The 12,677-nt window shown below is 64.1% G+C and carries 14 protein-coding genes; 10 read left to right on the top strand and 4 right to left on the bottom strand.

The annotated features are described in order from the left end of the window. From E5W87_RS27035 to rpsP, 8 genes are all read left to right on the top strand, one after another. Positions 1 to 484, top strand: a 484-nt coding sequence (locus tag E5W87_RS27035) for an FAD-dependent oxidoreductase (protein WP_292404603.1), incomplete at its 5' end; no start/stop codon positions are given. Positions 485 to 584: 100 nt separating this feature from the next. Continuing rightward, a complete protein-coding gene (locus tag E5W87_RS27030; RefSeq protein WP_292404600.1) occupies positions 585 to 1,682 on the top strand; it encodes a putative zinc-binding metallopeptidase in 1,098 nt (365 codons plus the stop codon). A gap of 63 nt (positions 1,683 to 1,745) precedes the next feature. Continuing rightward, a complete protein-coding gene (locus E5W87_RS27025) occupies positions 1,746 to 2,345 on the top strand; it encodes a DUF1236 domain-containing protein (RefSeq protein WP_292404598.1) in 600 nt (199 codons plus the stop codon). Positions 2,346 to 2,549: 204 nt separating this feature from the next. Then, positions 2,550 to 3,494, top strand: a complete 945-nt coding sequence (locus tag E5W87_RS27020) for a CPBP family intramembrane glutamic endopeptidase (protein ID WP_292404596.1) — start codon at positions 2,550 to 2,552, stop codon at positions 3,492 to 3,494. 67 nt (positions 3,495 to 3,561) lie between these two features. Next, complete coding sequence (locus E5W87_RS27015; protein ID WP_292404595.1) at positions 3,562 to 4,503, top strand: glycosyltransferase; 942 nt, start codon at positions 3,562 to 3,564, stop codon at positions 4,501 to 4,503. Between the two features lie 303 nt (positions 4,504 to 4,806). Further along, entirely contained in the window at positions 4,807 to 6,402 is a 1,596-nt protein-coding gene (gene ffh, locus E5W87_RS27010; RefSeq protein ID WP_292404593.1) for a signal recognition particle protein, read from the top strand. A gap of 7 nt (positions 6,403 to 6,409) precedes the next feature. Then, complete coding sequence (locus tag E5W87_RS27005; RefSeq protein WP_095484844.1) at positions 6,410 to 6,736, top strand: chorismate mutase; 327 nt, start codon at positions 6,410 to 6,412, stop codon at positions 6,734 to 6,736. A gap of 51 nt (positions 6,737 to 6,787) precedes the next feature. Next, entirely contained in the window at positions 6,788 to 7,189 is a 402-nt protein-coding gene (gene rpsP, locus E5W87_RS27000) for a 30S ribosomal protein S16 (RefSeq protein WP_184872646.1), read from the top strand. 79 nt (positions 7,190 to 7,268) lie between these two features. On the opposite strand, the gene E5W87_RS26995 is transcribed toward rpsP, so the two are convergent. The 3 genes from E5W87_RS26995 to E5W87_RS26985 form a co-directional block, all read right to left on the bottom strand. Further along, positions 7,269 to 7,532, bottom strand: coding sequence for a YMGG-like glycine zipper-containing protein (locus E5W87_RS26995; protein ID WP_292404591.1), 264 nt, complete (start codon positions 7,530 to 7,532; stop codon positions 7,269 to 7,271). Between the two features lie 158 nt (positions 7,533 to 7,690). Then, on the bottom strand, positions 7,691 to 8,101 hold the full coding sequence (locus tag E5W87_RS26990; protein WP_292404589.1) for a DoxX family protein: 411 nt from the start codon (positions 8,099 to 8,101) through the stop codon (positions 7,691 to 7,693). Positions 8,102 to 8,236: 135 nt separating this feature from the next. After that, the gene (locus tag E5W87_RS26985; RefSeq protein ID WP_292404587.1) at positions 8,237 to 9,142 is read right to left on the bottom strand and encodes a bestrophin family protein; all 906 of its coding nucleotides are present in this window, start codon (positions 9,140 to 9,142) and stop codon (positions 8,237 to 8,239) included. A gap of 156 nt (positions 9,143 to 9,298) precedes the next feature. Between E5W87_RS26985 and E5W87_RS26980 the strand changes: the two genes are divergently transcribed. Then, entirely contained in the window at positions 9,299 to 9,706 is a 408-nt protein-coding gene (locus E5W87_RS26980) for an ACT domain-containing protein (RefSeq protein WP_292404585.1), read from the top strand. A gap of 154 nt (positions 9,707 to 9,860) precedes the next feature. Here the strand turns inward: E5W87_RS26980 and E5W87_RS26975 are convergent, their stop codons facing one another. Beyond that, positions 9,861 to 10,895, bottom strand: a complete 1,035-nt coding sequence (locus tag E5W87_RS26975; protein ID WP_095484850.1) for an aspartate-semialdehyde dehydrogenase — start codon at positions 10,893 to 10,895, stop codon at positions 9,861 to 9,863. A gap of 434 nt (positions 10,896 to 11,329) precedes the next feature. Between E5W87_RS26975 and E5W87_RS26970 the strand changes: the two genes are divergently transcribed. Further along, a partial coding sequence (locus E5W87_RS26970) for a DEAD/DEAH box helicase (protein ID WP_292404583.1) occupies positions 11,330 to 12,677 on the top strand: 1,348 nt, incomplete at its 3' end.

Raw genomic sequence — 12,677 nt, 5'->3', positions numbered from 1 at the left:
CATGCTGACCAAGCTGCCGGTCGAAATCAGGGGCACAAGGCTCGGGCTGGCGCCGTTCGACGACCTGCTGATCGAGCGGCTGGCCAGGCACGACATCTACTTCCTTTGCTTTCCCTTCGATCTCGATCTGATGGTCGGCTTCGTCGGCGGCGATTTCGCCTGGGAGATGTCGGCGGCGGGCGAGGCGGCAGGCGTCGACTTCGTCGTCGACCGGCTGTGCGCCATCTTCGGCGGCGACGTCAGAAAACATGTCGGACGCGCCATGATGACCAATTGGGGCGGCGAGCGGTTCGTGCGCGGCGCCTATGCAGCGGCCCGGCCCGGCCGTTCGCGAGCGCGCGCCACGCTGATGCAGCCGGTGGCGGAGAAAATCTTCTTCGCCGGCGAGCATCTGGCCGGTCCGCTGATGCAGACCTGCGGCGGCGCCAGGCTGTCGGGCGAGGCGGTAGCAAGAATGGTCGCGGCCCAGCTTGCGGCAAAATAGCATCGGCAGGAACGCCGGCCGCTGGCGGGCGTTTGGGCGACATGGCGCTCCGCACTATATCCGGGGCTGACGATTTGAGACCTGATGATTTGAGATTGGGATGAAGCTCTTCGATTGCCCGCATTGCGGCCACCGCCTCTATTTCGAGAACGCCCAGTGCCTGAACTGCGCCAGTTCCGTGCTGTACGATCCCAGGCATGCGCGCTTCGTCTTGTCTGGCGCCGGCGGCGTTTTCCAGTGCACCAACGCCGACGAGTGCGCTTGCAACTGGATGGCGGAACCGGGCCATGCCTTCTGCCGCGCTTGCATACTGAACCAGTTGATCCCAGACCTTTCGGTCGATGGCAACCGCCGTCGCTGGATTCGCGTCGAAGCGGCAAAGAAGCGGGCAATCTATTCGCTGCTCGCTGCCGGACTGCCGGTCGCGCCCAAGCGGAATGCCGGCGACGAGGCCGGCCTCGCCTTCGACTTCCTCGCCGATCCGATCGGCGGCGGTTCGGCGGGCGGACGTATCCTGACCGGCCATGGCAACGGCCTGATTACGCTCAATGTCGCCGAGGCGGACTCGGCCGAGCGCGAAAGACGGCGCGTCGAGATGGGCGAGAACTACCGCACCTTGCTCGGCCATTTCCGGCACGAGCTTGGCCACTACTACTGGGACCGCCTGATCCGCGACGACCCGCAACGGCTCGCCGCCTTCCGCGCATTATTCGGCGACGACCGCGTCGATTACGAGCAGGCGCTGAGGGCCTACCATGCCAATGGTGCTACGCCCGACTGGCAGCAAGGCCACATTTCGGCCTATGCCACGTCCCATCCCTGGGAGGACTGGGCCGAGACATGGGCGCACCATCTGCACATCACCGACACGCTGGAGATGGTGCATGCGCTGAATTTCCCGCTCGGCCGGCTGGAAACCGTGGAGGCCAACGGCCTGTCGCGGGGCGACACCGGCGGCGAGCTGCAACCGGCGCCGTCGGAACCTGCCGCCGCTCCCGAACCGTTCGAAAAGATCCTGGCCCGCTGGCTGGTGCTGTCGGAAGCGTCCAACTCGATCAACCGCTGCATGGGCCTGCCGGACCTCTATCCCTTCGTCATCTCCGAGGTGACCGCGCAAAAACTGGCCTTCGTCCATGAACTCCTGACCGGTGTAGCGAAAGAAACTGGAACAAAACGTGAGCCGGCCGAGGCATTTTAGCCGGAACGCATGAGGTCTTGTTTCGTTTTCGTTCGCGAGGGATTACGAAAACGGAGCGAAATCATGAAACGCATACTGCTTCCTGCCGTCGCTGGAGCGCTTGTCGCCATGTCGGGCGCAGCCTTGGCCGATACCGCCGTCTCGGCTGTCGCCGATCTCAACGTGCGCGCTGGCCCCGGCCCGCAATACCCGGTCATCGGCACGCTCGCTGCCGGCCAGTCGGCAACGCTCGAGGGCTGCATCGAAAACAGCAAATGGTGCACCATTGCGGAGGCCAATGGCCAGGGCTGGATCTATTCCGATTACGTGACGGCCGATTTCGGCGGCAACGACGTTGTCCTGACCCGGCGCCCGGCCGACGCAGGCATTGCCATCGTCGAAGCGCCCGCCGACATGGACTATGACGATACCTATACCGGAGCGATCGTCGCTGGCGAGCCGATCGAGCCGATCAGGCGGCCGCCGGCCGAAGTCCGCACCTATATCGACACGAACCGGCTCGACCCGGTCTATCTCGAGGGCGAGGTGGTTACGGGCGCGACCTTGCCCGATACCGTCGAGCTGCGCGAGATTCCGGACTATGACTACCGCTATGTCTATGTGAACGGCCAGCCGGCGCTGGTCGATCCGGGCACCCGACGCATCATGTACGTCGAGCGCTGACATAACCAAGGCAACCAGGCCGGCCGCGCTGGGCGAGAGCAACGGCGGCCGCCTCGGTCCGATATCGTTTCATCCAGAGCTTCGCGCTGGAGCGGCGTGCACGCCGCTCCAGCTTTTTGAGCACCGGATTTTCCCAAAAACGGTTCCACTTTTGGGTCCGATGCTCTAGATCATGCGACCCGATGCATCAGGCAAGGAACCCGCGTGACGATCGATCCAACCGCTTTCGCGCGTTACCGGCATATTCCCAACGCCAAGACGACCCTACCGCGCCTGCTGCTCGGAACGGCCATCGTCATCCTGTTCTGGGTCGCGACAACCGTCGCCGTGCTGTTCGGCGGCACCTATCTTTTTGTCATCTGGCAGGCATCATCGACCCCGATAGAAGGAGGGGCGGTGCAGAATTTCATGGCTTCGCCCGCCGGAATCCTCGCTGCGCTCGGCTCTTTTGCCGGAATCTGGCTCGGCCTGTGGGTTGCCATGCGATGGGTCCATCGCGAGCCGCTGTCGGCGCTGATCGGTGCCAGCCGCCGCGTTTCGCGCTCGGGATTCCTCAAGGGATTGGCCGCGGTGCTGATCACATCGCTGCTCTCCGAAATCCTGCTCTATCTCTTGCAGCCCGACATTGCGCGCGGTGCGATCGGCCTGTCGTCCTGGCTGCTGTTCCTGATCCCGATCGCTGTGCTGACCCTGCTGCAGACCTCGTCCGAGGAAGTGCTGTTCCGCGGCTATCTCCTCGGGGGCCTGGCCAATCGGTTTAAAAACCCCTTCATCTGGGCATTGCTGCCAGGACTTCTGTTCACCTCGATGCATTGGAGCCCAAGCTCGAGCGCCGCCATCAACGCCTGCGTTCTGGCCTCGATCGCCGCTTTTGCGCTGCTCCTGACGCTTGTGGTCTATGTCACCGGCAATCTCGGCGCGGCCTTCGGCGCGCATCTCGGCAACAATTTGACCGGCTTCCTGCTGATTTCGCACCAGCAAAGCTACAATTCCTTCGCCCTGTTCAACGCCAAGCCGCTCGAAGGCGCCGGCTGGACGACGCTTGATGCTGTCCTCATCGCGGCGATCGGCATCGTCTGCAGCCTGTTGACGATCCTGCTGCTGCTGCATCCGCGCTCGCCGCTGAAGGTCGAGCCGGACAGACCATGATCCCAAAAAGTGGAACCCGGTTTTTGGGTAAGATCATGGTCAAGCAAAAAACTGGCGGGCCAAGCTGATGCGCATCACACTTGCGGTGACCGGAACCATCCCCTCCCGGGGCTATGGCGGCACCCAGCGCCAGGTCGACTGGTTGGCTGGGGAATTTGCCCGCCTTGGCCATCGCGTTGTGCTGATTGTCGATCCCGGCTCGAGCCACCCGCTTTGCGAGGTGCGGCATGCATCTTCGGAAGCGCAATGCAGGGCCGCTATCCCCGCGGACGCCGATATCGTCCACTTTCACAGCTGGTTTCTCGACGTTCCCTTCCCGACCCTCAACACCGCGCACGGCTTTTCCCCGGAAAAGCCCAGGCCGCAGGCAAACTGGAGTTTCGTCAGCGCCAGCCACGCGCACAACCACGGCAGGAAGACCTTTGTCTACAACGGCTTTCCGACTGACACCTACCGCCTGGCCGGTTCGAAGAACGACCACCTTCTGTTTCTCGCCGGCATCGCGCGCGCCAGCAAGAATCTGAATCGCGCGGTCGATCTCGCGAAAAAATTCGATTTCCCCCTCGATATCGCCGGCGGCTCTCGTTGGAAGCTTTTGACGCGGAGCCAGGTCCGGCGCGATGGCGTCTTCTTCAAGAGCCTGGGCAGCCGCTTTCGCTTCCATGGCGTCGTCGACGGCGACGAAAAACAGCGCCTGCTGGGCGCGGCAAAGGCCTTTCTCAACCCGATCGCCTGGGAAGAGCCATTCGGCATGGCGCCGGTCGAGGCCATGCTGTGCGGGACACCGGTGCTGACGACGCGGCGCGGCGCCATGCCCGAGATCGTCGACGACGACACCGGGCGGTTCTTCGACAGCGATGAGGAATTCGCTGCTGCCCTCGACGCGGTCGCCAGCCTTTCCGCGCAGCGCTGCCGGGACTCCGCCGTCGACCGATTTCCGATCACCCGCACCGCAAAAAGCTATCTCGATCTTTATGCCCGGATCCTCGACGGCGAAACGCTGCCATGACCGAACCGGCCGATTGGGCCGTGTTTCAGCGACCGCATTCGGCCTGCGCCTTGACTCCGCGGCCGATTTCCTGTCTACACGCCGCGAATTCCGCGACGAGTATCCCTCCGAGCAAGCCGACCGGGACGCCTAAGCCTCTTTGAGGTGACGTGCTGTAAATCGATCCTGGAGGCCAACACCCGGCAGCGCTGTGCGCCCCCGGGTGCTTTTTGGCTTTGGACTTTTGCTTGGACTGTTTGGACACTGGGCGCGAACGCATTACCTCTCGGGCATCATTCCGGGTGCCAGGGAAAAGGAAAAAGAATGTTTGAATCGCTACAGGAACGTCTTGGTTCGATCCTGAACGGCCTCACCGGCCGCGGTGCCCTGTCCGAGGCCGATGTCTCGGCGGCGCTGCGCGAGGTGCGCCGTGCGCTGCTCGAGGCCGACGTGGCGCTGGAAGTGGTGCGTTCCTTCACCGACAAGGTGCGCGAGAAGGCCGTCGGCGCCGCCGTGGTGAAGTCGATCAAGCCCGGCCAGATGGTCGTCAAGATCGTCCATGACGAGCTGGTCGAGATGCTGGGCGCCGAGGGCGTCGCCATCGACCTCAACGCACCTGCTCCGGTCGTCATCATGATGGTCGGCCTGCAGGGCTCCGGCAAGACGACGACATCGGCCAAGATCGCCAAGCGCCTCAGCGAGCGTCAGAACAAGAAGGTCCTGATGGCCTCGCTCGACACGCGGCGTCCCGCCGCGCAGGAGCAGCTCCGTCAGCTCGGCGAGCAGGTCAAGGTCGCCACGCTGCCGATCGTCGAGGGCCAGACGCCGGTCGACATTGCCCGCCGCGCCGTGCAGGCGGCAAAGCTCGGCGGCCATGACGTCGTCATCCTCGACACAGCCGGCCGCACCCATATCGACGAGCCGCTGATGGTCGAGATGGCCGACATCAAAAAGATGTCGTCGCCGCACGAAATCCTGTTGGTCGCCGATTCGCTGACCGGCCAGGACGCCGTCAATCTGGCGAAAAGCTTCGATGAGCGCGTCGGCATCACCGGCCTGGTGCTGACCCGCATGGACGGTGATGGCCGTGGCGGTGCAGCACTTTCCATGCGCGCCGTCACCGGCAAGCCAATCAAGCTGATCGGCACCGGCGAGAAAATGGACGGGCTGGAGGAATTCCATCCCAAGCGCATCGCCGACCGCATCCTCGGCATGGGCGACATCATCAGCCTGGTCGAAAAGGCTGCCGAAAACATCGACGCCGAGCAGGCGGCGGCGATGGCCAAGAAGATGCAGTCGGGCAAGTTCGACCTGAACGATCTTGCTGGCCAGCTTCAGCAGATGTCGAAGATGGGCGGCATGGGCGGCATCATGGGCATGATGCCGGGCATGGGCAAGATGAAGGACCAGATGGCCGCGGCCGGTCTCGACGACAAGATGTTCGGCCGCCAGCTCGCCATCATCTCGTCGATGACCAAGGCCGAGCGCGCCAACCCCGACATTCTGAAGCACTCGCGCAAGAAGCGCATCGCCGCCGGCTCAGGCACCGATGCGGCCGAGATCAACAAGCTCCTGAAGATGCATCGCGGCATGGCCGACATGATGAAGGCGATGGGCGGCAAGGGCAAAGGCGGTGGCCTGATGCGCGGCATGATGGGCGGCCTGGCGCAGAAGATGGGCCTCGGCGGCATGATGCCAGGGGGCATGGGCGGCCCGGGCGGCATGATGGGCGGCGGCATGCCGGACCTGTCCAAGATGGACCCCAAGCAGCTCGAAGCCTTGCAGAAGCAGGCGCAGGCAGCCGGTCTCGGCGGCATGAAGGGTCTTCCCGGTGGTGGTGGCCTGCCCGGGCTGCCCGGCGGCATGAAGCTTCCCGGTTTGGGCGGCGGCGGGCTTCCCGGACTCGGCAAGAAGAAGTGAGGGCGCCATGAACGAAGAAAAGGACATGGCCGACGCACGTGCGGCGCTGGTCGACTACCGCGCCTCGATCGACAACATAGACGCAGCGCTCATCCACATGCTGGCCGAGCGTTTCCGCTGCACCAAGGCAGTCGGCGTGCTGAAGGCGTCGCACGGCCTGCCGCCGGCCGATCCGGCACGCGAGCAGCAGCAGATCGCCCGCCTTCGCCAACTGGCGAAGGACGCCCATCTCGACCCGGATTTCGCGGAGAAATTCCTGAACTTCGTCGTCCGCGAAGTGATCCGGCATCACGAGCAGATCGCCGCATCAAACGGCGTTACGAAAACCGGCTGACAACAGCCATAAACCCCGATCAACGAAAATAAGAGTTTTAGGAGAAAAGAAATGCCACTGAAAATCCGACTGGCCCGTGCGGGCTCGAAGAAGCGTCCTTATTACCATGTCGTCGTCGCCGACGCCCGTTCGCCGCGCGACGGCCGTTTCATCGAGTCGCTCGGCTCGTGGAACCCGCTGCTCCCTAAGGACGGCGAGCGCGTCAAGGTCGACGCCGACCGCGTCAAGCATTGGCTCTCGCACGGCGCCCAGCCGACCGACCGCGTGCTGCGCTTCCTCGACGAGGCCGGTATCGCCAAGCGTGATGCCCGCTCCAACCCGAAGAAGGCCGAGCCCGGCAAGAAGGCGCAGGAACGCGCCGCACTTCTGAAGAAGGCGCAGGAAGATGCAGCCGCCGCAGTTGCTGCAGCGGCAGCCGCGCCGGCCGAGGCGGAAGCCGCGACCGCCGAATAATTCGCTTTCTATCCCTACGAAACGGCGGGCGCTTTTGCCCGCCGTTTTGCTGTTTCTTCCGACTTATGACGGAGCTCGATCAATAGCCTTCGGGGCAGCGGGCGACGTAGACGCGTCCATTGCGACCGCGATAGCGGCATTGACCGCTTTCGCTGGCGCGACCGATCAATGCGCCGGCGACGGCGCCGACAGCACCACCGACCACCGCACCTTCAACCGCATTATCGGCCACCGCAGCACCAACCGCCGCGCCGCCCAGGCCGCCGACAGCAGCGCCCTGTTCTGTCCGGGAACAAGCTACGAGCGAGGTCGCCAATACCATCAGGACTACCAGTTTCTTCATTGTCGTTCCTCCCAAACGGGGGTTTTCCGTCCTCACCGCCACACCTCCTAACTCGCAATCGGGCGATTTGATCCAAAGACAAAGAAGAAGGGCGGCGGCAGACCGTGCCCTCTCTGGCGGTGCGACCGCCATCGAACGGGCTTTTTAAGTCGCCACCGCTATCGGGTGAACGGGATCAGCGCACGCACCCTGGGATCGCGCAGGAAAAGCCCGCCCCACAGCATGAAGCCGAGATAGACGCCGAACAGCGTGTGCGAGAACAGCGGGCTGCCGATACGTGTATGCGTCGCGATGGCGCCGCCGAGATAGGCGGTGAGCAGGATGGCGCCCAGCACCGAGGTGCGCGGCACCGCATAGAGCGCGGTCGAGACCAGCCCGATGACGCCGAGCATGCGCGAGACGTTGGGATCGGCCGGCCAGCCGAGCTGCACCATGGTCTGGGTGACGATATCGAGCGGCGGCAGCTTGATGACGCCGTCGAAGATCATGAACAGCACGATGAGGGCGCTGAGCCCGCGGCCGGTCCACAGCGCGCCCGGCGTGACGGATGCTGTTGGAGAAATGGTCATTGATGTTCCCTTCGGCTGTTTTGAGCACGGATCCTCTTAGCCAGGACCCGAACCAAGGACGCGGCGTGAGATGGCGATCCGACACGCCTACGATTTTTTGGGCGCGCGGTGCTGCGATGAGCGCGGGAACAAACCCTAGGAAAAATAGAACTTTTCGGCAGGAATCATTTTCGGCGGCGCCTCGCCGAGCGCCTCGAACACCGAAATTTCACAGACACGGCACAGGCCGTCGAGAGCGAGATCGTTGGCCTCGGTGCCGAACGGATCCTCGAGCTCTTCCGAAAGCGCGTCGAGGCCGAAGAAGGTGTAGGCGATCAGCGCCGTAAACAGCGGTGTCGCCCAGCCGGCAGTCGAGGCGAGACCAAACGGCAGCAGCAGGCAGAAGATATAGGCGGTGCGCTGCAGGAGCAGCGTGTAGGCAAACGGAAGCGGTGTTCCCATGATGCGCTCGCAGCCGGCCTGCGCTGCGGCGATTTCCGACAGGCGCTCGTCGAGGATGCGGTAGCCCATGACATCGATCGCCCCGGCCTTGTACAGCGCGGCGGCTCGCTCGCCCATCCGCCGCACCATGGCGTCGGGCGCGTTGGCCGCCTTGGCAGCGCTTTCGGCTTCGTCGCCGATGAACGCGCGTGCATCCGACGTTGCGTCCACCCGCCTGAGCAGGCCGCGCAGGAAGTGGCAGAAGGCGATCGCCTCCATCAGGAAGTCGCGCAGCTCCGCCCGGTTTTCGATCAGCCCGGTGCTGGCGCGCGCCAGATTGCGAATGTCGAAGACGAGCTGGCCCCACAGCTTGCGCGCCTCCCACCAGCGGTCATAGGCGGCATTGTTGCGGAAGCCGAGATAGATCGACAGCGCTACACCAAGCAAGGCGAAGGGTGCTGTGCCGGCATTGCCGAAGTCGAGCTTCAGCGCCCTGACCACCAGCACCACCAGCGCGCCATAGACACAGAAACCGAAGATCTGCGGCAGGATGCGCGGCACCACCGAGCCGCGCATGATGAAGAACAGATGCAGGAATCCCGGGCGCGGGCGAACGATCATCGAAACCCCTTTCACGGACCGGCAATGGTCCTGATCGTTTACATTGTGCGATTCAATACACGCATAAGCCCGGCTGCCAGCGACATGCCGATGTCGTCTTGCCGGCCTGGGGCAGAGCGCGCTATCGAAATCCGCAAGACATTCGGGAGCAAATCGATGGCCGGCGAGACCGATCTGAAGAAACTGCTGGCGACGATGGCGCCGGAATTGCGTCCCGGCATCCATGTCTTCGCCACACTGCCGCCCAATGCGCCCGTGCCGGGCAGCCTCGAGCCGGTGATGCTGTTTCGCGAACGCGAGGGCACGACGGTGATCGTGCTTGAAGAAAAAGCCAAGGCCGTTCGCCTGGAAACCGTCTTCCGCTGCCGGATGCTGACGCTGAACATCCACTCCTCGCTGGAGGCGGTCGGCTTCCTCGCCGCCATCACCACGCGCCTGGCCGCCGCCGGCATGGGCGTCAATCCGGTCTCGGCCTTCTACCACGACCATCTGTTCGTCCCCGCCGACCGGGCGGAGGAGGCGATAGCGATATTGGAAAAGCTGACGGAGGAGAACCGGCTGTGACGCCGGCGCCTTGCTGCCTACTTGAGACGCCTGTGCTGCCCTGAACGGGGAGAAGGGAGCTAACGGCCGAAGGCCGAGCCCGCGACTGCGGGCCGCCGGTCGTCCGGCGCGCCCGCGCAGGGCCAGCCGCGCTAGCGGCGGCCCGTGAGCGAGATTAAGCCGCCTTCTTCTTCGGCTGGATCAGCCCGCGCTCGATCAGCAATTCGGCGATCTGCACAGCGTTGAGGGCGGCGCCCTTGCGCAGATTGTCGGAGACGATCCACATCGACAGGCCGTTGTCGATGGTCGAATCCTCGCGGATGCGCGAGATAAAGGTGGCATCCTCGCCGGCCGAATCCAGCGGCGTGATGTAGCCACCGTCCTCGCGCTTGTCCAAGACCTGGCAGCCCGGCGCCTCGCGCAGGATCTCGCGTGCCTCGTCTGCGGTGATCGGCTTTTCGAACTCGATGTTGACCGCTTCCGAATGGCCAATGAACACCGGCACGCGCACGCAGGTCGCCGTCAGCTTGATCTTGGGGTCGAGCATCTTCTTGGTCTCGGCCACCATCTTCCACTCTTCCTTGGTGAAGCCGTCGTCGAGGAAGACGTCGATATGCGGGATGACGTTGAAGGCGATGCGCTTGGTGAACTTCTTGACGTCGACCTGGTCGGCGACGAACACCGCCCGTGTCTGCGTGAACAGCTCGTCCATGCCTTCCTTGCCGGCGCCGGAAACCGATTGATAGGTGGCGACGACGACACGCTTGATGGTGGCGAAGTCATGCAGCGGCTTCAGCGCCACGACCAACTGCGCCGTCGAGCAATTCGGGTTGGCGATGATGTTCTTGCGCGTGAACAGCGAAATCGCGTCCGGGTTCACTTCCGGCACGATCAGCGGCACGTCCTGGTCGTAGCGGAAGGCCGACGAATTATCGATGACGACGCAGCCCTGCTTGCCGATCTTCGGCGACCATTCCTTCGAGACGTTGCCGCCGGCCGACATGATGCAGATGTCGGTGTCGGAAAAATCATATTGGTCGAGCGTCCTGACCTTCAGCGTGCGGTCGCCGAACGACACTTCCGTGCCCTGGCTGCGCCGCGAGGCCAGCGCCACCACCTCGCTCACCGGAAAGCCGCGCTCTTCCAGTATGTTGAGCATTTCCCGGCCCACATTGCCCGTAGCGCCGACGATTGCAACTTTGAAACTCATCGAAATCTCCTGTCCTCTCCGCTCGGTTTTTGGAGAAAACCCGCCGGCCGATGCGGGTTTCAACCCCCGGGCCGGACCCGGGAGAGGGTGGTTAGGCCAAGGGAATCAGACCGTTTTAGTGGTCGTTTTAGCCGTAGTTTTGCTGGAACGAGGCGACGCGCTGAGGTGCCCGGCCCAATGGTTCGCATTGCGGCCGGGGAGGTCGAATGCAAGAAGCGCCATCAAAAGGCCGCGCATCGAAACTATCCCGTTCGGGCGGGCTTTTACGCGGTTTGCGTAAAGAGTCAATCGCGACGAGCGAGGCGGCTTGCCCTGTACAATGGCGGCGGCGCGAAGTACGAACGATTGGATCGTTTGGCTCGTGGCGCCCCCAGCGCTTGCCGACGGATGACCCATTGCCGGGCATAAAAGAATCCGAATTCCGAAAGAAGCATATGTCCAATTTCGAAGCTATTGTCCCCGCGCTGGCAAAGGCGCTGGAAAACCGCGGCTATGTCGAGCTGACGCCGGTGCAGAAGGCGGTTCTCGAGCTCGGGCAGGCCGATGCACTGGTTTCGGCGCAGACCGGCTCCGGCAAGACCGTCGCCTTCGGGCTGGCCCTTGCGCCGACGCTTCTCGACGGCGCAGAACGCTTTTCCCACGCCGCAGCACCGCTGGCGCTGGCCGTGGCGCCGACGCGCGAACTCGCCCTGCAGGTGACGCGCGAGCTGGAATGGCTCTACGAACTGACCGGTGCAGCGATAGCGTCCTGCGTCGGCGGCATGGACATGCGTACCGAACGCCGCGCGCTGGAGCGCGGCGCCCATATCGTCGTCGGCACGCCTGGCCGGCTGCGCGACCACATCACTCGGCATTCGCTCGACATGTCGGCGCTCAAGGCCGTGGTGCTCGACGAAGCCGACGAGATGCTCGATCTCGGCTTCCGCGAGGATCTCGAATTCATCCTCGACGCTGCCCCTGCCGAGCGCCGCACGCTGATGTTTTCGGCCACCGTGCCGCGCTCCATCGCCACGTTGGCCAAGGGCTATCAGCGCGACGCGGTACGCATCTCGGCCTCCGGCGAGGAGAAGCAGCATCTCGACATCGAATACCGGGCGCTGAGCGTGGCCCAGGCCGACCGGGAAAACGCCATCATCAACGTGCTGCGCTACTACGAGGCGAAGAACGCACTGGTGTTCTGCAACACGCGCGCCGCCGTCAATCACCTGACCGCGCGCTTCAACAACCGCAACTTTTCCGTCGTCGCGCTTTCGGGCGAGCTGAGCCAGAACGAGCGCAGCCATGCGCTGCAGGCGATGCGCGACGGCCGCGCAAAAGTCTGCATCGCCACCGATGTGGCGGCGCGTGGCATCGACCTGCCTAACCTCGAACTGGTGATCCACGCCGACCTGCCGACCAATCCGGAGACGCTTCTGCACCGGAGCGGACGGACGGGACGGGCGGGACGCAAAGGCGTCAGCGCGCTGATCGTGCCCAACAATGCCCGCAGGCGCACCGAACGGCTGCTGCAAAGCGCCGGCCTTGCGGCGACATGGGCGAGCCCGCCTTCGGCCGACGACGTCTTGCGCCGCGACGACGAACGCATCCTCGCCGACCCGGTCTTCAGCGAGCCTGTGACGGACGATGAGCGCGGCTTCGTCAACGCGCTTCTCGACCAACGTGGCGCCGAACTGGTGGCGGCGGCCTTCGTGCGTCTCTGCCGCTCCAGCCGCTCGGCGCCCGAGGATCTTCTCGACGTCGCTCCGTTCACGCCGTCGGGCGACAGGCCCTCTGGCGACAGGG

This window comes from Mesorhizobium sp. (assembly GCF_004962925.1).
Classification (GTDB): Bacteria; Pseudomonadota; Alphaproteobacteria; order Rhizobiales; family Rhizobiaceae; genus Mesorhizobium.
Note: the sequence above shows the minus strand (reverse complement) of the source record. Positions and strands in the feature narration are given on the sequence as shown.

What these genes read in the sequence shown, in the direction of transcription:
- ffh (WP_292404593.1), top strand. Translation starts at nt 4,807, where the DNA reads ATGTTTGAATCGCTACAGGAACGTCTTGGTTCGATCCTGAACGGCCTC.
- E5W87_RS27025 (WP_292404598.1), top strand. Translation starts at nt 1,746, where the DNA reads ATGAAACGCATACTGCTTCCTGCCGTCGCTGGAGCGCTTGTCGCCATG.
- E5W87_RS26990 (WP_292404589.1), bottom strand. Translation starts at nt 8,101, where the DNA reads ATGACCATTTCTCCAACAGCATCCGTCACGCCGGGCGCGCTGTGGACC.
- E5W87_RS26980 (WP_292404585.1), top strand. Translation starts at nt 9,299, where the DNA reads ATGGCCGGCGAGACCGATCTGAAGAAACTGCTGGCGACGATGGCGCCG.
- E5W87_RS26985 (WP_292404587.1), bottom strand. Translation starts at nt 9,142, where the DNA reads ATGATCGTTCGCCCGCGCCCGGGATTCCTGCATCTGTTCTTCATCATG.
- E5W87_RS26995 (WP_292404591.1), bottom strand. Translation starts at nt 7,532, where the DNA reads ATGAAGAAACTGGTAGTCCTGATGGTATTGGCGACCTCGCTCGTAGCT.
- E5W87_RS27030 (WP_292404600.1), top strand. Translation starts at nt 585, where the DNA reads ATGAAGCTCTTCGATTGCCCGCATTGCGGCCACCGCCTCTATTTCGAG.
- E5W87_RS27005 (WP_095484844.1), top strand. Translation starts at nt 6,410, where the DNA reads ATGAACGAAGAAAAGGACATGGCCGACGCACGTGCGGCGCTGGTCGAC.
- rpsP (WP_184872646.1), top strand. Translation starts at nt 6,788, where the DNA reads ATGCCACTGAAAATCCGACTGGCCCGTGCGGGCTCGAAGAAGCGTCCT.
- E5W87_RS27015 (WP_292404595.1), top strand. Translation starts at nt 3,562, where the DNA reads ATGCGCATCACACTTGCGGTGACCGGAACCATCCCCTCCCGGGGCTAT.
- E5W87_RS26975 (WP_095484850.1), bottom strand. Translation starts at nt 10,895, where the DNA reads ATGAGTTTCAAAGTTGCAATCGTCGGCGCTACGGGCAATGTGGGCCGG.